Here is a 19,532-nt window from a genome sequence, read left to right on the forward strand (position 1 = left end):
ACATGGCGCGGATCGTTGTGGTGCACGGGATCGCCCAGCAGTTCAAAGGACCCCGGACACTCCTCGCCTCGGTCGCGCCCGCCCTGCGCGACGGTGTGACGGCCGCCGTCGGTACGGCCGGACCGGAACTGAGCGACAACGACATCACCTGCGCCTTCTACGGTGACGCGTTCGTGCGGCCCGGCACCCGTGCGACGACGGTCCCGCCCTACGACGAGACGGACATCGAGCCCGACTATGAGTCGGAGCTGCTGCTTGCGTGGTGGCTCGAGGCAGCGCGGGTCTACCCGGAGGTACTGGGTCCCGACACGAAGTCCCGTGGTGTTGCGGGGTACTTGGCCGGGCGCCCGCTGAAGCGCCCCATGGTGCGCCGCGCACTCAACGCCCTGACACATGCGCCCTGTTTCGCTCGCGTCGCCGAACCCCTCCTGATCTTCGGGCTGAAGCAGGTTCGCCGGTACTTCAACGAGCCCGGCCTGCGAGAGCGCGTACAGGAGGCGGTGGCTCGGGCCATCGAGCCGGACACCCGCGTCCTGGTGGGGCATTCGCTGGGCAGCGTGGCGGCCTACGAATTGCTGTGCAACAAGGCGGTGCGGGCGTCACATCCAGAGTGGCGGATCTCCACCCTGGTCACTCTCGGCTCTCCCCTGGGGCTGCGCGGCCTGATCTTCGACCGGCTGCTCCCGGCGCCCCGCGAGGGCAACGGCTTCTGGCCGTCCGGGATTCAGGGCTGGACGAACATCGCCGACGCGGGCGACGTCGTCGCCCTCGTCAAGGCACTCGCTCCCCGGTTCGGCCCGGAGGTCGACGACCGCGAGATCGACAACGGTGTCGAGATGCACTCCGTGAGCCGCTACCTCACCGCTCCCGCCACCGGCAGGGCCATCGCCGACGGCCTCGCCCGCTGATCCGGCCCGCCATGGCGGGCCGTGCGGGCCGCCTTCAAGGGCAAGCCGGGGGTGTCCGGCGGACACCCCCGTGCCAGCCCTACGGTGCGACCTTGCCGACGCCTCCCAGCACCTGGGTGGCGCGCCGGCTGATCTGCCACAGCTGGCCTTCACGGTTGCTGACGTAGATCCAGCCGTTGACGGTGTCCAGCGCGAGCCCCTCGCATGTCCCGAGGCCGGAGGCCACTACGCGCTGCGCGCCGTCGGCGAGGGTGATCTCGTACAGGCGCCCGCCGATGTGGTCGATGGTGTACGCCCGGCCGGCACCGTCGAGCTCCACACGGATGGTGCTCGCCCCGGAAGGAAGGCTGGTCAGGACGCGCTTGGCGCCGTCGGCCAGGTTGACCTCGAACAGCTTGGCGCCGTTGTCCTTCTGGCCGACGTACGCCTTGCCCTTCCCGTCCAGCGCCACTCCGCCGATGCCCCCTCCCAGGCTGGCGACCGTGCGCTTCTGCCGGCCCGTCAGGTCGACCTCGGTGAGGAGCCCGTCGGTCCAGCCGGCCACGTACGCCTTGCCGGCTCCGTCCAGCGCCACGCCGTACGCGCCCGTGACGGCGACGACCAGGCTGGAGGAGCCGCTGGACAGGTCAACCGCGAGCAGGCGCGCACCGGACCAGTCGGTGGTGTAGGCCGTGCCCTGCCGGTCGAGCTTCACATCGCCGATGTCGCCCAGGGTGCTCGCGGCCACGCGCTGGGCTCCGTTGTCGACCTTCACCGTGCACAGCCTCGCGCCGCCCCGGTCGGCGACGTACACCGTGTTCCCCGCCGACGGGTCGACCGCCAGGCCTTCGGACAGCCCCAGACCCGTCGCGATCAGGGCGTAGCCCTTCTTGTTGCCGAGGAGCTTCTGCAGGTCTTCGAGCTTCGGGGCGTCGTCGTCGCTGATGCTCACCTTCGGAGGCCCGAACGCCTTCGTGGTTGACGAGGCCATGTTGGACGTCGAGGCGGGGTCCTCGGACACTTGACGCTGGGCGGCGGCCGCGCCCTGGGCGTTCTGGAACAGCGGGCCGAGGAAGCCCATGACGTCGAACGCGCCGTGCGCGGTCTGGCGCATGACCCAGGGGTCGCGCTCGCTCTCCAGTTTTCGTACGGCCTCCGAGACGTCCCCGGCTCCCGGGGTGTCCTTGTTGAGTGCGTCGGCGGACTTTTCGGCGGAACCGGCCTGCTCTCCACCGTTGTCGAAGATGTTCTTGAAGGACATGGGCTTTCCTCCCTGTCCCCTCCGAGAGGGGCTTCTTCTCTTAGAGGGGCTTCTTCTGGTTCTCGTAATCGAGTACTTCCGGCTGGAAAACCCGGTGTTCTCCGACACGGACAGCGACGATCTCGGCCGTCCCCTTCTGCATGAACCGCTTTCCTTCGTCGGCCAGGTCGAAGCGGCTGGAATCGACATCGCGCTCGCCGAGTTTCCAGGCGATGACCTTGGAGTACTTCGGTTCGGCGGCCTGAGGGGGAGTCTCCTTGACCGCCACCGGCTCGGGATAGTGAAGGGCGACCCAGCCGCCGAACGTGACGGGGAATTCGTAATCGAATTGGCGGATCTGACGACGTGTGGTGGCCATGACGTCCACCCGGCTGCCGAGTTCCAGGCTCATCGAAGCCTGGTGCTTCCATTCGGTGGTCAGCGAACCGCTGACGGAGCCGGTGATACCGAGCAGCAGTTCCCCCCACAACTCCCCGGTGCCGGTGACGGAACTCGTGGAGGTGGTGTTGCTCGTCGCCTCCGTCTGGGTCTCCGTGTTGACGCCCTGGTTGTCCTTGCTGTTGAGCAGGGTGGTCTTCTGGTACTGCTTCATCTCCATGCTCTTCTGGAGCTGCTGCTGAAGCGCCGCGGTGGTTTTCGCCCCGAAGGTGAGCTTCACCTCCCCTTGGAGCGACCAGCTGATCGTGTTCGAAATCGTGAACTCGACCGTGTCCGTCACGGTGATTTTGATCGGGTCGGTGCCATTGATGTACGTCTGCTTGGAGATCATGTCGGGTGGCGGCTGCTGAATGTCGCTTCGCTCTTCGATCACCGGTGCGCCGACATTCATAAAGGCGCGCCAGCCGCGCTCGTGCGCGGTTGCCTCACCCTCGGGGAATTCGCCGTAGCGCACCTTGTTCAGGGAGAACCCGATGGGGTTGATCTGCTCGCCCCCACCCTCAGGGGTTCGCTTGAATACGTTCCTGAGCAGATTGCGCTGCAGGATGGCAGCGGCCTTCGCGGCGATGTCGAGCTCTTGCTGGTTCCGCGTGGTGAGCGGGTGACGCATAAACACGTCGTTGATGTAGGCGGTGCCCACATCGTTCCTCGCGCTGCCTTGTCCCATGCTCTTCAGACCCTCCCCTGCGTGTCGGAGTGGTGACGGTACGCAATCGGAGGCGGATGGGCACCCGGTCGAACCGGCCACACGGTCGTAACCGGACAGGAGGCCCCTGACCAGGGCCATGATCACGATCGGGCGGGCGTGCACCCGGAGCCGCCCGACCGCCCTTGGCGGTCCAGGGCTTGATCCTTTGGGGCCAAGATCCACTGACGCAGCGCCGATGACGTCGACCCGGCCGGGCGCGCGATGTGTCCGGATCCGCGATTCCAGGGCTGCCTCGGCTCGGTCGCCCGGCCTCATCGGCGCGATTTGATCTAGGCCGAGTGTTCGACCTGGTCCGGCAGCGGCATCCCGACCGGCCCGCGCATTGCCCAGCGGCGCGGGTGAGAGAACGTACCGTCGTCAGCTGCGCCCGGCCGGAAGATGCCCGGTCAGCCGCTCCCAATTGCCGGAGCCGATCGCGGCCTTCTCCTCCTCCGTGAACGGCGCCTGCTCCAGGAAAGAGCGCGCGACGCCGCCGCTGGTGTCGAGGAAGGGGAAGCCACCGGGCCTGGTCCCGAAGGCGTACGGATAGTCCGTCGAGTACAGCATCCGGTCGGTCCCGACCACCTCGGCCGTCCAGCGCAGATAGCGCTCGCTGACTGTGCCGCTTCCCGCCACCCAGAAGTTCTGGCGGAAGTAGTCGGCGAGCGGCCGCTCCAGCTTGGCCATGTCCTGCACGACGCCGATGTGGTCGAGATAGAAGAGGACGACCTCGCCCCAGTGACCCGCTATCACCTGCAATCCGGGATGGCGGTCGAACACACCTGAGAAGATCATCCGCAGGTACTGCACGCCGAGGTCGTAGTACCAGCCCAGGCCCGCGGTGGACAGCGCGCGGCCGACACCGTTGGGCAGATCCGAGTAGTAGGCGTCCTGGACCGCCTGCACGGGGGTCTGCGGGTGGAAGTGCAGGGGCACCCGCAAACGCTCGGCGGTGGCATAGAGGTCGTCGAACTCCGGGGCGTCGGCAAGCCTGTCGCCGGTCCGCCCGTACAACATCGCGCCACGGAAGCCCAGTTGGGTGACGGCACGCTCCAGTTCCGCCGCGGCGGCTTCCGGCGACGGAGTCGGGATGGCCGCGAGGGCCTGGAACCGCTCCGGGTTGGCGTGGACGATCTCGGCGAGCGCGTCGTTCGCCTCGCGTGCGACCTGTGCGGCATACGCCGCGGCCAGGTTCTGCACACCCGGTGTGGCCAGCGACAGCACCGCGACGTCCAGGCCCTGATCGTCCATGTCGGCCAGGCGCGCATCGCCGACATCCCGCAGCCGCCGGGCGATCGGCTCCTCGCCGTAGCCGAGCTGCGGAATCCGCGGCACTCCGGCCCGCGCCCAGGCGTCCAGCAAGACGGGCAGAACCACGTGCTCCTCAAGTCCTACGATGCGCAGCTTCTCGGGCATGTCGCTCCCCCACCAGGTTCATTTCCAGTGATACGCACATCACGTTAACACTGATATCATCAACGATACAAGAGCAGTGTTATCGTTGATTCATGCCAAAGGGACCGAAGGCAGAGCCCACTCCAGCCACCAAGCCCCAAGCCGCGGCGGACGCCCGCGAGCTCACGCGTCAGCGCGTGGTCGACGCGGCGGCGGACCTGTTGGCGCGCGAAGGGCGCGACGCGGTCACCACCCGCGCGGTCGCCGCGGCGGCCGGCGTGCAGGCGCCCGTGATCTACCGCCTTTTCGGCGACAAGGACGGGCTGCTGGAAGCTGTGACGGAGCACGCCTACGCCACGTTTCTCGCGGCCAAGCACGTGGACCTCGACGGTCGGGATCCGATCGAAGACCTGCGCGCGGGCTGGGACCTCAGCGTCGAGTTCGGACTCACCAACCCCGAGTTGTACGCGCTGATGTACAGCGACCCGCACCAGGGCGCCACGTCCGCCGCCTTCCAGGCCGGCATGGAGATCCTGATGGGGCGCATCCACCGTCTGGCGACCGGCGGCTGGCTGCGTGTCGACGAGAACCTCGCGGCCGGCCTCATCCACGCGACCGCGCGCGGCGCCGTCCTCACCTGGCTGTCCCTGCCCGACGGCCAACGCGACCCGGCCCTGCTGACCGCCATGCGCGAGTCGATGGTCACCGCCGTCACCAACGAGAAGCCCGCCGTGCAGGAATCGGGCCCGGCCGGCGCCGCCCGAAGCCTGCGCGCCCTCCTGCCCGAACAGACGACGCTGAGCGGTGCCGAGCGGCACCTGCTCGGGGAATGGCTCGACCGACTGGCAGCCGACGGCTAGCGGCCCTGGCCCGAGAGCAAGGCCGCCGGGCACCCGGGACAGCCGTCAACCGGCCAGGGAGCCAAGCCAGTTGATCAGCAGCTCGCCGACCTCGTCACGGCGCTCCTGCTGGACCCAGTGGCCGCAGCCGTCGAGAACGTGACAGGACGTCAGGCCGGGCGGGGTGGTGGGGTATGCCTTGATCGCGTCCGCCAGCCAGGTGGTCGAGGCGTCCGGGGCGCCGCCGATGAACAGGGACGGCTGGGTGATGGGGGCGCCGTCGAAGTCGGCGAGGTCCTCCCAGTCCCGGTCCATGTTCCGGTAGTGGTTCAGGGCCCCGGTCATGCCGGTGCGTTCGAACTCTGCGGCGTAGACGTCGAGGTCGGCTTCCCCGAGCCAGCCGGGCATCGGCGCCGCCATCGTGGGAGGGACGGCGCGGGCGCGGCGAGCTTTGTTGCCGGTTCGGCAAAGGGGCACGACCACGGGCCGCCCAGCAGGCCACACCGAACTTGAGGCAGATGCCGCCTTTGGCCACCCAGAGCTCGGAGTCAGTCGAGGAGAAGGGGGTTGGGGAGCGCGGCGGCGGGGTGCATGCGGAGGAGGGTGTGGAGGACTCCAGCCAGGCCTGACATCAGGCTCGGGGAGAACGCTTCGCGGGCGAGGCCCCGACCGGGCCGCGCTGTTCGAGGCCGGTGAGGATCTCGCCGTCGAGGTCGGCGGAGACGCCGGAGCCCATGGCCGTCAGGAACTCCCACAGGCCCAGGTCCCCGTGACACAGGGTGTGGCTCCATCCGAAGCCCTCTGCCGTGCAGGCCCCGGCGGCCCGGCGAGCCATGTCGAGGTGTACGGGATCGCCGGTGCGGCGGTGGAGGTCGAGCATGCCGATGCCGATCCCCGCGCCGCCGTGGCACCAGCTGGTGAAGAAGTCGTCCTCCGCGCCGATGCGGACATCGAGCCAGTTGCCGTCCTCGGGGCGGTAGAGGGATTCCTGGAAGGCGAAGGCGCGCTCGGCGAGGCCGCCCCAGTCGTGGCGGTCGGCCGCGGAACCGGCCTCGGTGAGGCGAGTCGGCTCAGCGCCCGGCCGATGCCGGTGGCGCCGTGCGCCAAGCCGCCGATGCCCTCCGGGTTGAGACGGGTCGGCCACCGGGCGCCCACGGCATCGGTCACGGCAATCCCGGCCAGCCTGCGGCCGATACGCGCTGCGGCATCCAGCCAGTGGGCCTGCCCGGTCGCGGTGGCCAGGTTGAGGAGGGGGACGATCCCGCCGGCGGCGCCGTTGAGGAGGTCCACTTCGACGTCGTCGTCGACCAGCGGCCCCTTCGTGAGCAGCAGGGCCCGCTCGGCGGCCCGCTTCAGGAGCCAGTCCTCGCCGAGGACCCGGTGCAGCGCCAGCCACGTCCACACCTGGGACGCGGCGCCGCTGAAGGCTCCGGCCGACGGTGTCGGCGTCCGGTCCTCGGTGCCGACCAGCACGCGCAGCGCGCCCTCGAACGTCTCGCGCACGCCCGGCACTTCGTCCGCCCGCCCGGCCACCACCTCGGACACGTACTCGGCCAGCGTGAGTGCCACGCCGCCCTGGCCGGTGTAGAGGTCGGCGGGCAGCACCCTGATCGACCATCCGGCGGGGGTGAAGACGGGGCTGATCCAGGTGACCGTGCCGTCCTCGCCGCTCACCGCCCCGTCGCACAGCCTACGTACCATCTGCGCGGCCAGGTCACGACGGCGGCGCTCCCGGTCGCGGGCGTGCGGATCGCGGGCGGCGGCCTGCACCCGCGGGGGCAGCGACCACTCGTTCAGGTACGCGCCCACCAGTGCGTCCTGGATCACCGACTCCTCCAGGGCCGGGTCGGCGGTGCGCCAGTCCTCGACGGTGCCGCGCACGGCCGCGGCGTCCAGGGTGAAGCCGGACATCGGCACGTCGCCCACCAGCAGATCCGCGAGCTCGGCATCGATGGCCGCGCGGTCGGTCGGCGCACCGGGCAGCGCGTCGGCGTTGCGCCGCAGTCGCAGATGCGCAGCACACCTGTCCAAGGGGCGGCGGACACCTCCGGCCCCACCGCAGGGGGACGAGGCCCGCGCAGCCACCCGAATCACGCCGATGGCATGATCGAGCTTTCGACATGCGCCCGCCTCACCTTCCTCCACCGGAAAACGACGCAGCTCCACATGGAGGGTGATCCGCCGCAACCAGCACCCAACAACACATCGGCAAAACAATTGATACCTACAGATTCACAGAGACTTACGCGAATAAGCCGCAGAATGAAGTTCGCCCGGTGGTGTCAGCCACGCGTGATTCTGTGGGCGACGGCGGGCGTGGTGGCCCTCGGATTCCTCATCGCTCTGGAGATCACCGCGCGTCGCTACGGCGGCGTGCCGGGGCCGCTGGCCACCCAGGCGCGCGAATTGATATTCCCGCCCAAGCCGGGGCCGCTGTACGGCGGTCTGGCGTTGATGATGGTGGTGCTCACCTGGCGGCAACGGTTCATCGCGGCCGGTGTGGCGGTCGGCGTCGACGTCGTCTTCGTGCTTGCGCGCTGGGCATTGGACGTCGAGGTGCCGGAGGGCCATTTCTTCGGCAACGGCGCTCTGTGGGCGATGCTGGGCTGTGCGGTCTTCGCGATCACGCGTCGAACCGGCCGTGAACGCATCCTGCTGCTGAAGGGCGTCGGCCTGGGCCTGCTGCTCGTGGCCGGGCGCAAGACCGGTGACACCTGGCTGCTCATCACCTCGAAGACCCGCCCGACCGTTCTCGATCCATACGTGGCGACCGCCGATCACGCGCTGGGCAACCCGTCGTGGCTGGCAGGCCGCATACTCGACGCCACCGGCTCGATCGGCAGCCAGACGCTCGGCCTGATCTACGCCCAGCTCGCGGTGGCCGCGATCGTCGTCGCCCTGTACCAGCTGCGCAATGTGGCGGCCGAGCGCCGCTTCCCACGGCACCACCTGGTGCGCACCTTCCTGGTGATCGGCCTTCTAGGGCCGGCCATCTACATGGTCTTCCCGGTGGTCGGACCCGTCTTCGCCTACGGTCCGGGCGCCTCCGGCACCGGCGGCGTGCAGTGGGCGGTGGCCAACCTGTGGCCGCACACACCGCCACCGATCACCGTCCCGCACCCGGTGCCGTACGACGGGATCACCCCGCGCAACTGCATGCCCAGCCTGCACACGGCGTGGGCCACCGCGATCTTCATCCACTCCCGCAAGGGCCCCCGACTTCTGCGGTACGCGGGGACGTTCTGGCTGGTCGCCACGCTCGGCGCCACGCTGGGCTTCGGCTACCACTACGGCGTGGATCTCGTCGCCGGCGTGGTGTTCTCCCTCACCGTCGAGGCGGCTCTGCGCACATTCGACCGCGGCTGGGACCGCTCGGGAATCCAGCTGGTCGCCTACGGCACGGCGGTCTTCGCCACGCTCCTGGTGTCGTACCGCTGGCTGCCGATGCAGATGGCCACACATCCGTGGGTGTCCGGACCGCTGGTCATTCTGGCGATGCTCTCGGTCGTCTACGGCTACCTGCGCATCACCAATACGTGGGAACCCGAGGCCGCATCAGCGCTGCGACCGGAACCGCAACCCGAACCGGTCTGAGTCGCGGCGCGGCAGGTCGCGGATGTGCACGGGTGCCGGGCGGCGCGAACAGGCCAACCGGCATGGTTCCTGCCGCCGTTCGTGGGGAGTTGTCCGGGAACTCTCTCAGAATTGTCCGTGATCCGTAACGGAGGCAGCCCCTGGCCACCGCGCCTCGTCCTGCCAGGTGACCAGGGACCGGCGGGGGACTGCGCGAGAAGAGGCGAACATGGCACGGCACAACGGTGGGCGGGGTTGGTACGGCAAAATGGTCGGAGCCGCACTCGGCGTGACGATCCTCGCCACCGGCGCCTCGGTGTGGACCGCGCAGGCGGGCACCTCGGACGACTCGAAGCCGAAGGCGTCGGCCACGCCGAGCTCTGACATCAAGCGGGTCGCGGACACCATCGCGCATTCCTCGGACGCGGGAGCGCGCGGCGTCAACATCACCATCGACGACGGCCCCGACCCGGTGTGGACCCCCAAAGTCCTCGACCTGCTGCGGGAGTACGGGGTGAAGGCCACGTTCTGCATGGTGGGGACACAGGCGCAGGCCCACCCGGGCCTCGTGAAGAAGGTGGTCGCGGACGGGCACCGGCTGTGCGACCACTCGGTGTCGCACGACACCGCCATGGACAAGAAGCCCCAGAGCTACCAGTCGCAGCAGATACTCGACGCCGAACGCATGATCACCGAGGCGTCCGGTGGCGTACGGCCGATGTACTACCGGGCGCCCGGCGGGGCGTTCACCCCGTACAGCCGCGAGCTCGCCGCGTCCCGGGGCATGCGCCCGCTGGGCTGGAACGTGGACACCAAGGACTTCGAGCGTCCGGGTACGGACGTCATTGTCGCCACCGCCGAACGTGAGCTGCCCAACGGCCCGACACTGCTCTTCCACGACGCGGGCGGCGACCGTACCCAGACCGTCGAGGCCCTGCGCAAGCTCCTCCCCCGGCTCACGTCACAGGGCCACACCTTCGGCTTCCCGGTGCACTGAGCCGGGGCTCCGACCGGGGCTCCGACCGGGCGCCCGGATTCGCGGCGCCCGTCTCACCCCGCGAGGTCTCCCGCCCACACCGCCGGGGTTCGGCCCAGCCACGGGCTCGCTTCTTCGAGTTGCCCGGCGAGGCGGAAGAGGCGGCCTTCGAGCCCGTAACCGGCGGCGAACTGCATGCCGATCGGGATCCCGGTCTCGCCGTCGGCCGTCACCGGTACGGACATGGCGGGCGTGCCGGCCATGTTGAACGGCATGGTGAACGGGGAGCGGTCGTTGAGACGGTCGATCCAGCCGAGCCCGTCCAGCGCCTCCACCCCCTCGTCATAGGTGCCGAGCGGTACGGGCAGCTCCGGCAGGGTCGGGGTGAGCAGCAGGTCGTAGGCGTCGAAGGACCGTGCCAGGGTGCGGGCGACCCGATTGCGGACCGAGAGGGCGGCGACGAACTGGGGGCCGCTGACTCGCTGCCCGTAGTGGTAGCCGGCGAGGGTCACCGGCTCCAGGGTGGAGGAGTCGAGGGGCCGGTCGAAGGCGACGGCCAGGTCATTGAGCGAGACCGCGAGATTCGCCGCCATCAGACGGGCACCGGCCAGGACGAACTCCTCCCGGTCGGCCCCGAGTTCAACCTTGGCCTCCTCCACCTGGTGGCCGAGGGATTCGAGCAGCCGGACGGTCCGGGAGAGGGCGTCGGCAACGGGTGCGGTGATGCGGCGCCCGCCCCATGCCTGGGCGAGGACACCGATCCGCAGCGAGCCCGGGGGCCGGGTGACCTCCTGTGCGTAGGGGAGGTTCGGCTCCTGGGCGAAGTAGGGATCGCCCGGTTCGGGGCCGCGGATCTGGTCGAGCAGGACCGCACTGTCGCGTACGGTGCGGCTGACACTGCCGTGCACGGCCAGGCCGTTGAAGATCTCGTCGGTGTCGGGGCCCACGGAGACCCGGCCACGGGTGGGCTTCAGGCCGAAGAGCCCGTTGTAGGCGGCCGGGATACGGATCGAGCCGGCGGCGTCGGTGGCATGAGCGACCGGGACCACTCCGGCGGCGACCGCCGCGCCCGCTCCCCCGCTGGATCCGCCCGCGCTCCGCCGAAGGTCCCACGGGTTGCGGGTAGGACCGTACAGCGTGGGTTCCGTCGTGATGCTGTAGGCCATCTCCGGTGTCGAGGTGCGCCCGAACGTCACCAGGCCGGCCCGCCGCAGGCGCACCATCAGGCTGGAGTCGGCGGCGCCGACGTTGCCGGCGGCGAGGCGGCTGCCCAGCTCCGTTCTCCTCCCGGCCATGGTGACTCCCAAGTCCTTTATCAGGAACGGGACCCCTGCCAGCGGTGCGCGGCCAGGCTGCGGCTCGTCGTCGGCCTGCCACGTCTCGACGATGGCGTTGATGTGCGGATTGACCGCTTGGGCGGCCCCGCGTGCGGCTGTTTCCAGTTCGGCGGGGGTCACCTCGCCCTTGGCCACCAGCTCCGCGAGCCCCACCGCGTCGAAGCTCACGTACTCGGCAATTCTCACTGTCACTCCCAGCGGAAGATGAACGATACCTATGAGTATCTAGCGATACCGATCAGTATCGCATGGAACGGACTGGTACCGTAGCAGCAAACGAGGTCACTACCGCACTACCGACCGGACGTCACGGAGCAGTCATGACATCGACCGCCAGAAGGCCGAGCAGGGTGGCGAAACTGCCGCCGCGTGAGCGCATCCTCGACGCGGCAGAAGAGCTCTTCCAGAGTGAGGGCATCCAGCGGGTGGGCGTCCAGGCGATCGCCGAGAAGGCCGAGACGACCAAGATGGCGATCTACCGGCACTTCGAGACCAAGGACGCGCTGGTCGCGGAGTGGCTGCGGATCCTCGCCGCCGACTACCAGGCGGCCTTCGACCGGGTCGAAGCCGAGTTCCCGGACCGTCCCAAGGAACAGATTCTCGGCCTGGCCCGCTTCATCGCCGACGGGCTGCCGGAGATCTCACACCGAGGCTGCCCCTTCATCAACTCCCTCGCCGAACTGCCCGACCGCTCCCACCCCGCACGGCAAGTGATCGAGAAACACAAGGCCCGCCAGCTCCGCAGACTGGTCGCCATGTGCACCGAAGCCGGGCTGCCCGATCCCGAGCAGGCCGCAGCGGAGATCACGTTCGTACTCGAAGGCGCACAGGTCAGCACGCAGAACGGAAGCATCGATCAGGCAGGGGATCGGCTGATGAGAATCGTCGAGGCCATTGTCGATCGGCCCCGGTCCCCCCTATGAGCGTGCGGGTTCACACCTCCATCGGGTCCGCCATGGAGCACCGGACGGGAGCCGGTCACCAACCGGTCACGCGCGTCCAGAAGTCCTGGATCTCCGGGGCTGTGACCGACAGGGCCAGGTCCTCGATGCGGCAGACGCCGATGCCGGCCATCACCAGGTCGAAGAAGACGTAGTTGCCGGCGCGCAGTTCGGTGACGCCGGTGAGGTCTTCGGCCGCATGGGCCGTGGGGGTGGAGCCGACGCTGACGGTGGTCACGGGCAGGCCGGCCTCACGCAGCCGCTCCGCCGCGGCGACGGCGGTGTCGCGTTCGTTCTTCGCCGCCAGTCGCAGTTCCTCGGCGGTACAGGCGAAGTACGACTCCCCCGCGTGGGTCGTCAGCACTCCGTCCAGACAGCTCGCGGCATGCAGGATGCGGCCGGCCTCGACGAGTTCGGGTGCGTCGGGCTTGAGGCCGCCGCGGTGGCCGTCGCAGTCGATCTCGATCTGGGTGGGGACGGGAAGCCCCGCCCGGCGGGAGGCCTCGGCGACGAACTCCGCCTGCTCGGTGCTGTCCAGCAGGGTGCGCAAGGTGACTCCGCGGCGCAGCAGCGCGAGAACACGCGGGAGTTTGTGGGGGTCGATGCCGACGGCGTACGTGATGTCGGTGTAGCCGCCGTCGGCGAACGCCTCGGCCTCGGCGAGGGTGGAGACGGTGATGGGGCAGGGGGCGCCGTGGTGCAGAAGGGCGGCCACGTCCAGGCTCTTGGCCGTCTTCACGTGAGGGCGTAGGCCAACTGCCAGCTGATCAGCCCGAGTTGACAGTCGTCCGATGTTGCGCCGCACCTTGTGTACGTCGACGACGGCGAACGGGGTGTCGGGATCGGCCAGGGTCCTGGCAGCGTCGGAACTGGTGGCGTTCACGGGGAAGTTCACAGGGAGATGTCCATCTTCTTCAGGAGGGCGAGGCCCACATACAGGTCCTGCAAGCCGATTCCGGAGCTGTCGAAGAGCGTGATGTCACTGTCGTCCGCGCGTCCCGCGGCACGGTGGGTGAGGTCTTCGCCGAGCGGGGTGACGACCGTCCCGTCCGGCGCGTGCTGGCATTCACCCATGCGGCGGGCCTGTTCGGGAAGGTCGCAGAAGACACGAGCGCGGGCGAACAGTCCGGGTGGGAGTTCGCGCTTGCCGGGTGCGTCGGCGCCCATGCAGGAGAGGTGCGTACCGGGGCGGACCCGCGCGGCCTCGAACAGGGGCGGGCTGTCGGCACGGGTGGTCGTGGCGGTGACGATCACGTCGGCGCGGCCGCAGGCCTCTTCGGCCCCTGCGGCACGGGCGTTGTGGCCCTGGGCTGCCAGTGCCGCGGCCGTGCGCTCGGCACGGTCGGCGGTGCGTCCCACGACCAGGACCTCATCAACGGGCCTGACACGACTGACGGCCGCCACCTCGTAGGGCGCCTGGTGACCGGTGCCGAAGACGGCCAGTGTGGTGGCATCGGCGCGGGCCAGCAGGTCGACGGCGAGTGCGTCGGCCGCGGCGGTCCGGTAGGCGTTGGCGGTGCCGACCTCCAGGACGGCCGCGATCCTGCCGATCGTCTGGTGCAGCTGCCGCACCAGTGCCTTCTTGTCCCCCCAGCGAACGGGGAGTCGCGCCGCGCTCTGCGGCCGGTTCCTCCACTGCCCGGCGCAGCCGTCGGGGAACCGGTTGGGGTAGTTCTGGATCACGCTGGGGTGGCCGGGATCCTCGATGCGAGCGAGGCCCGGCTCCGTGGCGGAGTCCCCACCTCGCGGCCCGGCAGGTTGTTCTCGATCGCCCGGATCTCGTGCTGCGGATCCCGCAGGTCATGCAGAACCACCTCGCACAGGCCCGGGAACATGCGGCCCGGCGCAGCAGCGATCTTCTCCGCTTCACGGATGAGGTGTTCGTCCGCCTCAGCCGAGCCCGCGGCGACATCGCTCTCACCCTCGCCCGTCACCCGACCATCGACGACCCGTACGACGCGTGCCACAACGTCCCCCATCCGACCGCTCGGCTGTATTTCTATTCCAGACCTGGACAGCACGTCCAGGAACGGCTCACGGCGATTGTCCAGCGACCCATGCCACCCCGGTGAGCGGCACCTCGGCGACGCCATTCGTCGGCGGCGCGAGCCGGAGGGCATCAGGGTGTCCGAGTCCACCGCGGCAGCGTGGTGGTAGGCGCTCGGGGCCCGGGCCGCGAATCCCAGGCATTCGCCCCGCTGCCAGTGCGCCGGGCAGCCATCTCGCAAGGCGCCGCGAGCACACGGATCAGCACGAACCGGCCCTGCCCCAAAGGCCCTTACGGCAGCCTCACCCTCAAGAGCGAGCATTGTCGGGAGTCGCTCGGGCCGCAGTGAAAGTCCGTCTACTGTACGGACACGCCGCACGCCCAACGCGGCGGCCTGAGGAGGGGATCCCGTGTCATCGCCCTACGACCCACAGTTCGCTCCCGCCGGTGATGTGGGCACAGCCCTCATGATGATCGACTCTCGGCTCAAAGGCATCCACAGCGGCAGGACCGAGACCGACGCGGAACAGCAGGCGCTGACCGACCACTTCGCGGCGTCGCTGGACGCCGAGGGAATCGATGACGTACTGGACGGGGTGTGCACGCTCATCTTCATGTTCATGACGTGGCTCCGCAGAACCCATGAAGAGCACGGCAAGGACGTCATCGAGTACGTGGTGCCCACCCTTGTGGCCACGATGCGCCAGATGCCCAAGAGCGTGAGCGCCGAGACCATCCCCACCATGGCCGGCCTGGTCATCGCCGCCGGCACCGACCTGAGCCCCAACCTGTGGCGCAAACAGTACGGATACTGGACCGAGGAGGAGATGACTCCCCTGGAAGTCACGGCTTTCCTGCTCGCGGAGCACATCAACCGCATTGCCGCGGACCCGGACTTCGCCACCCGCATGATCTCCCGGGCCCTGTCCGGCTCGGACGAAGACTGACGTGCCGCAAACCCAGCCCTGAGAGAATCCGCCCGGCCGCGCGATCACGGCACCACCGCAGCCACCCTCACCCACGGAGCTCGTGGGCGAACCGTGCTGAGCTCACGCTCGACGGTCAGGGGCGAAGGCCGCCGATGGCCAGCTCCATGAGCCGGTCGGCCTGGGCGGCCCCGTCCGCGGTGTCGGGGGTGCGCCACAGGCAGCTCATGAGCATGATGACGTCGACCGGGTCGATACCGGAACGCACCTCTCCTGCCTGCTCACACGCGTCGAGGAGTTGGCCGACGGCAGCAGTTACGGGAGGCCATGAGGCACTCACGACCTCCTGGGCCGCAGCGGAATGCAGCGCCTCGCCGAGGCCGTGCTTGATCCGCACATAGGCGGCCAGGGTGACGAACCACTGCCGCAGCGCGTCCAGTGGAGCGTGGGCGGCGAGAACCTCCGGCACAGCGGCGACCAGGCGATTCACGTCATGCCGGTGGACCTCAAGGATCAGCGCCTCGCGAGTCGGGAAGTGCCGGTAGAGCGTGCCCGCGCCCACGCCCGCGCGCTTGGCGATCGAGTTGAGCGAGGCATGCGGTGACTCGGCGAGCGCGTCGTGGGCGACCTGGAGGATCGCCTCGCGATTCTTCAGCGCGTCGGAGCGCTGGGGCTGGGCGCCGGTCATCGGGTCCTCCTGGCGGTGCGGGCAGCAATGTTCGACCGCGACCCGGAGGACTCTCCGGTAGCGCCGAATGCGCAGCGGAGAGTTCTCCGCTTAGGTTCGTTCTCCATTGTAGGAGGTTCCCCGTGCGCTACATCAAGCTCGGCCGCACCGGCCTCGATGTCTCCCCGGTCGCCATCGGCGCCATGACCTACGGCGAGCCCGGCCGCGGCCACCCCGTCCGGCCCCTCGACGAGGAGAGCGGTCGCTCCCTGATCAAGCACGCCCTCGAAGCTGGCGTCAACTTCTTCGACACCGCCAATATGTGGTGCGACCCGCGCCCAGATCGCTCTCGCCTGGCTGCGCCGCAACCCCGTCGTCGCTGCCCCACTCGTCCGCGCCCGCACCACCCAGCAGATCGACGACGCCGTGGCCTCCCTCAGCCTCGACCTCACCGATGAGGAAGCCCGCCGCCCGGAAGCCCCCTACACCCCACGCCACGGCTTCCAGGGCATCTCCGATGCCCGCGAACTCCGGCGCGTCAAGGCAAGCATCCCCGGCTTCGCCAACCACTGAGCCCGCGCCGGCCGAGCCGGGACACTCCGGCCAGGGACGGTTCCGGCCGGGATGATCCCGGCCGGAACCCGTTCCCTCAGGCCCCGTTCACCCACGCGGCGCGCAGTGCCTTTTTGTCCACCTTGCCGACCTTCGTGGTCGGCAGCTGGGAGAGCAGCACCGTCTTCCGGGGCCTGTAGAGCTCCCCCAGCTCGGCGGTCACGGCCTCGCCGATCTCGTCCGGGTCGACGTGCACGCCCTCGGCCGTGGCCAGGAAGATCTGCACGGCCTCCCCGTACTCCTCGTCCGGAAATCCCAGTGCCGCCGCATTGCGCACGCCTGGCAGCGTGAGCAGGAAGTCCTCCAGGACGCGGGAGTAGACGTTGTCGCTGGTGCTGCCGGTGACGATGATGTCCTTGGCGCGGTCGACGAGATAGAGGTATCCCTCGGCGTCGACGTAACCCAAGTCACCGGTGCGCAGCCAGCCGTCCTGCAACGCCTCGGCGGTGCGCTGCGGGTCCTCGTAGTAGCCCAGCATCACCGTCTCGCCCTGGACACACACCTCGCCGACCTGCCCGGCGGGCAGCGTCGCCGCGCCGTCCTCGGCCCGGATCTCGATCTGCGTGTCGAATATCGGGAGCCCGCAGCTTCGCCAGAGTTCCGGCCGCTCGGCGCCCTTCGAAGCAAGGTCCTCGGCGGCGAACGCAGTGATGCCCAGCGCCTCCGACTGCCCGTAGCCCTGGCTGAGCACCGGCCCGAAGACCTCGACCGCCTGCTGCAGCCGGCTGGGCGACGAGGCCGCTCCCGCGACGACGACCCGCCGCAGCTCGGGCAGGGCGCCCGCCTTGCACTCCGGGTGGTCGAGGAGCGCGTACAGCATCGGCGGTACGAACATGGTGGCGGTGATCCGCTCCTCGCGCAGCACCTCCAGCGCCGCGCCCGCTTCGAACTCGGGCAGCACAACAAGGGCGACTCCCGCCAACAGCGCCTGGATCGAGGTGAGGTGGCCGCTTCCGTGGGTGAGCAGCGTGGAGACGAGCACCCGGTCGGTCTCCGGGTCCATGCCCGGGAAGGCCGACCGGCGGGAGTTCTGCGAGGCGTCGTTCTCGGCCGGGTCCGCCGGGGTGTCCAGGTCTACCAGAGCGTCGTAGAGCCGGCGGCTCTGCGCGGCGAGCTTGGGGCGGCCCAGGGTGCCGCCGGTGTAGAGGACGGTGACCGGCTCGTCCGTCGCCAGGGCCCGCACGCCTTCGGGGCGCTCCGCCGGGCACTCGGCCTCCAGGGCCAGCAGGTCCTGGCACTCCTGCCCGCAGGGGCCGAGGCTGAGCAGGACGGGCGCGTGAACGCTGCGGGCCGCGGCGTCGGCGGCCCGCTCCGCGAAGAGCGGGTCGGTGACCACGACGCGTGCGGCGGACTGCTCGACCAGCGCGGCGAGCTCGCCAGGTCCCGGCTCCGGTGGCAGGAACACGACGCGGCAGCCGATCAGATGGACCGCGAGCTGCACCAGCACGGAGTCCACACGGTTGGCGAGGAACAGCCCCACTCCGTCGCCGGGCTCAAGCCCCTGTTTGCGCAGCGCGTGCCCCAGCCGGAACAGCCGCCGCCGGGCTTCGGCCCGGCTCAGCCGCTGCTCACCCTGGACGAGCGCCTCGGCATCCTCGTCCTTGTGCCAGTGCTCCAGAATGCGGTCCAGGTACGCCAGCGGTGTGGACGTTTCCTGCGGGTTAACGATCATCGATACATCCAAGCATGCGGCACGGTAGCCATCGAATCGCAGGGTGCATCTCCGGCCGCCCAAGGATGTGATAGTCGTGGGGTTGCCTGTCGGGGCCGTCTTCATCATTCTCGACGCCCTGTTCGCCATGGTCCGGGCCTGGATGCCGACCTGACGGATCCTCACTGAACCCTTTTCATCCTGAATAGCTGCAGGTCATCAGGGTGTGAACTGCCTTGATGATCCGGCTGATGCGGTTGGTGGAGCAGCGTGCCTGCCTCAGGATGCGCCAGGTTTTCAGCTGGGCGAAGGCGCGTTCGCCGGGTGCGCGGTGTCGTGCGTGGTCGCGGTTGAACTGCTGGTAGTGCTCTGGCTGTTCGCGGTGGTGGTAGTAGGGGGTGCGGACGGTGGCGCCGGCGCCTTGGTAGGCCCGGTCCGCGAGGACGAGGATCTGCCGAGTGAGGCAGGCCTGCACAATCCCGTGGGCGCGAGCCGCGGTCAGGTCGTGCGTCCGGCCGGGCAGCGCACGCGAAAACCAGAGTGGTGTGCCGTCGGGACGGGCGATGACCTGGACGTTCATGCCGTGCTTTCTGTGTTTCATGGAGTAGTAGGGCTCGTCCGCCTTGATGCGGTCGGTGGGGATGAGGGTGCCGTCAACGATGACGAAGTCGCCTTCACCCAGTCCCACCAGGGCTTCGTGCAGGCCCGGTGCCCACGCCGCCAGGACGTCGAGTGTCTCGTCGACGTACCGCCGGGCGGTTGTGGTGGAGACACCGAACCCGGCCGCGAGCTGCGGGAACGTCTCGTTCTGCCGCAGATGGGCCAGGGCCAGGAGGGCCTGCTTGAAACAACCCAGTCTCCGCCAAGGCGAGTTAAGTTCCTGCCGGCGGGCGTGGAGCAGCCAAGAAACATGCTCAACGAGGCCGTGCGGGACATCGAGCGTGGAAGAATACGCAACCAACAGGGCCCCTCGGACGCCGGTGTGATGAGTGAGATCACCATGCCAACGACCAGGGGCCCTGCCTCGTCACCCAACCCCTCTGACCAGCACGTACACCCCATCAGAGCCGGGATGAAAAGGGTTCACTGACCGGGTGTACCACGCCGACTGCGCCGAGGCCTTGGCCTGCAAGTGATTGAAGTGGGCGCCGCGGGCGTGGCTGTGGAGGATCTCGTGGCTCCTGCCCGACTCCAGATCGCTTCAGGCACCGCCCAGCCACGCGTTCGCGCATCGTGCCCACACTCAATCCCTTGACGTCGAACTCATCGGTGGGGATTGGTAGTTGGCCGATATCCGCGCATGCGACCCGCCTCCCGCCCGCACGGCAAGGCTCGACGGACCCGACCCGCCCGT

14 protein-coding genes and 8 pseudogenes are annotated in these 19,532 nt (G+C 69.2%); 9 read left to right on the top strand and 13 right to left on the bottom strand.

Translation table 11 applies throughout. From position 1 onward, the window contains the following. The first annotated feature begins 2 nt into the window (after nt 1-2). Nucleotides 3-908 carry an antibiotic ABC transporter ATP-binding protein gene (locus ACSHXC_RS01115; protein WP_438289696.1) on the top strand — a complete coding sequence of 302 codons (906 nt, stop codon included), beginning with the start codon at nt 3-5 and terminating at the stop codon, nt 906-908. A gap of 79 nt (nt 909-987) precedes the next feature. Here ACSHXC_RS01115 and ACSHXC_RS01120 read toward each other — a convergent pair whose 3' ends face one another. The 3 genes from ACSHXC_RS01120 to ACSHXC_RS01130 form a co-directional block, all read right to left on the bottom strand. Continuing rightward, nucleotides 988-2,148, bottom strand: coding sequence for a hypothetical protein (locus ACSHXC_RS01120; protein ID WP_438289697.1), 1,161 nt, complete (start codon nt 2,146-2,148; stop codon nt 988-990). Between the two features lie 40 nt (nt 2,149-2,188). After that, nucleotides 2,189-3,226: a gluconolaconase gene (locus ACSHXC_RS01125; RefSeq protein ID WP_438289698.1), complete on the bottom strand. Its 1,038-nt coding sequence runs from the start codon at nt 3,224-3,226 to the stop codon at nt 2,189-2,191. 426 nt (nt 3,227-3,652) lie between these two features. Continuing rightward, on the bottom strand, nt 3,653-4,690 hold the full coding sequence (locus tag ACSHXC_RS01130) for an amidohydrolase family protein (RefSeq protein ID WP_438289699.1): 1,038 nt from the start codon (nt 4,688-4,690) through the stop codon (nt 3,653-3,655). 92 nt (nt 4,691-4,782) lie between these two features. Between ACSHXC_RS01130 and ACSHXC_RS01135 the strand changes: the two genes are divergently transcribed. Further along, entirely contained in the window at nt 4,783-5,529 is a 747-nt protein-coding gene (locus ACSHXC_RS01135) for a TetR/AcrR family transcriptional regulator (RefSeq protein WP_438289700.1), read from the top strand. A gap of 45 nt (nt 5,530-5,574) precedes the next feature. Here ACSHXC_RS01135 and ACSHXC_RS01140 read toward each other — a convergent pair. From ACSHXC_RS01140 to ACSHXC_RS01150, 3 pseudogenes are all read right to left on the bottom strand, one after another. Further along, a pseudogene (locus ACSHXC_RS01140) lies at nt 5,575-5,919 on the bottom strand (alpha/beta fold hydrolase); the annotation flags it as partial. 379 nt (nt 5,920-6,298) lie between these two features. Further along, nucleotides 6,299-6,652: pseudogene (locus tag ACSHXC_RS01145) on the bottom strand (lanthionine synthetase LanC family protein); the annotation flags it as partial. Beyond that, nucleotides 6,583-7,419: pseudogene (locus ACSHXC_RS01150) on the bottom strand (lanthionine synthetase LanC family protein); the annotation flags it as partial. The pseudogenes ACSHXC_RS01150 and ACSHXC_RS01145, both read right to left, overlap by 70 nt. Before the next feature lie 351 nt (nt 7,420-7,770). On the opposite strand from ACSHXC_RS01150, the gene ACSHXC_RS01155 reads away from it, so the two are divergent. Together ACSHXC_RS01155 and ACSHXC_RS01160 are read left to right on the top strand one after the other, a co-directional pair. Continuing rightward, nucleotides 7,771-9,102, top strand: a complete 1,332-nt coding sequence (locus ACSHXC_RS01155) for a phosphatase PAP2 family protein (protein WP_438289701.1) — start codon at nt 7,771-7,773, stop codon at nt 9,100-9,102. A 208-nt stretch (nt 9,103-9,310) separates the two neighbouring features. Then, complete coding sequence (locus ACSHXC_RS01160; protein ID WP_438289702.1) at nt 9,311-10,078, top strand: polysaccharide deacetylase family protein; 768 nt, start codon at nt 9,311-9,313, stop codon at nt 10,076-10,078. A gap of 53 nt (nt 10,079-10,131) precedes the next feature. Here the strand turns inward: ACSHXC_RS01160 and ACSHXC_RS01165 are convergent, their stop codons facing one another. Continuing rightward, complete coding sequence (locus ACSHXC_RS01165; RefSeq protein WP_438289703.1) at nt 10,132-11,580, bottom strand: amidase; 1,449 nt, start codon at nt 11,578-11,580, stop codon at nt 10,132-10,134. A 134-nt stretch (nt 11,581-11,714) separates the two neighbouring features. Between ACSHXC_RS01165 and ACSHXC_RS01170 the strand changes: the two genes are divergently transcribed. Then, entirely contained in the window at nt 11,715-12,317 is a 603-nt protein-coding gene (locus ACSHXC_RS01170; RefSeq protein ID WP_438289704.1) for a TetR/AcrR family transcriptional regulator, read from the top strand. 88 nt (nt 12,318-12,405) lie between these two features. On the opposite strand, the pseudogene ACSHXC_RS01175 reads toward ACSHXC_RS01170, so the two are convergent. The 3 genes and pseudogenes from ACSHXC_RS01175 to ACSHXC_RS01185 form a co-directional block, all read right to left on the bottom strand. Beyond that, nucleotides 12,406-13,230, bottom strand: a pseudogene (locus ACSHXC_RS01175) (alanine racemase); the annotation flags it as partial. After that, nucleotides 13,227-13,907 (bottom strand): ornithine cyclodeaminase family protein, encoded by a 681-nt coding sequence (locus ACSHXC_RS01180; protein WP_438296376.1) that lies wholly within the window; start codon nt 13,905-13,907, stop codon nt 13,227-13,229. The pseudogene ACSHXC_RS01175 and the gene ACSHXC_RS01180, both read right to left, overlap by 4 nt. A 75-nt stretch (nt 13,908-13,982) precedes the next feature. Beyond that, a pseudogene (locus tag ACSHXC_RS01185) lies at nt 13,983-14,314 on the bottom strand (PAS domain-containing protein); the annotation flags it as partial. A gap of 418 nt (nt 14,315-14,732) precedes the next feature. Here ACSHXC_RS01185 and ACSHXC_RS01190 point away from each other — a divergent pair. Further along, the gene (locus tag ACSHXC_RS01190) at nt 14,733-15,269 is read left to right on the top strand and encodes a hypothetical protein (protein ID WP_438289705.1); all 537 of its coding nucleotides are present in this window, start codon (nt 14,733-14,735) and stop codon (nt 15,267-15,269) included. 115 nt (nt 15,270-15,384) lie between these two features. Here ACSHXC_RS01190 and ACSHXC_RS01195 read toward each other — a convergent pair whose 3' ends face one another. Further along, nucleotides 15,385-15,936: a TetR/AcrR family transcriptional regulator gene (locus ACSHXC_RS01195; protein ID WP_438289706.1), complete on the bottom strand. Its 552-nt coding sequence runs from the start codon at nt 15,934-15,936 to the stop codon at nt 15,385-15,387. 122 nt (nt 15,937-16,058) lie between these two features. On the opposite strand from ACSHXC_RS01195, the pseudogene ACSHXC_RS01200 reads away from it, so the two are divergent. The 3 genes and pseudogenes from ACSHXC_RS01200 to ACSHXC_RS01210 form a co-directional block, all read left to right on the top strand. Beyond that, nucleotides 16,059-16,241 (top strand): annotated as a pseudogene (locus tag ACSHXC_RS01200) (aldo/keto reductase); the annotation flags it as partial. A gap of 31 nt (nt 16,242-16,272) precedes the next feature. Next, nucleotides 16,273-16,326, top strand: a pseudogene (locus ACSHXC_RS01205) (hypothetical protein); the annotation flags it as partial. 15 nt (nt 16,327-16,341) lie between these two features. Beyond that, nucleotides 16,342-16,488 (top strand): hypothetical protein, encoded by a 147-nt coding sequence (locus ACSHXC_RS01210; protein ID WP_438289707.1) that lies wholly within the window; start codon nt 16,342-16,344, stop codon nt 16,486-16,488. Between the two features lie 76 nt (nt 16,489-16,564). Here the strand turns inward: ACSHXC_RS01210 and ACSHXC_RS01215 are convergent, their stop codons facing one another. Continuing rightward, nucleotides 16,565-18,199: a class I adenylate-forming enzyme family protein gene (locus tag ACSHXC_RS01215; protein ID WP_438289708.1), complete on the bottom strand. Its 1,635-nt coding sequence runs from the start codon at nt 18,197-18,199 to the stop codon at nt 16,565-16,567. A gap of 175 nt (nt 18,200-18,374) precedes the next feature. Further along, a pseudogene (locus ACSHXC_RS01220) lies at nt 18,375-19,180 on the bottom strand (transposase family protein). Nucleotides 19,181-19,532: the final 352 nt, after the last annotated feature.

This window comes from Streptomyces sp. HUAS TT7 (genome assembly GCF_051550175.1).
Taxonomy (GTDB): Bacteria; Actinomycetota; Actinomycetes; order Streptomycetales; family Streptomycetaceae; genus Streptomyces.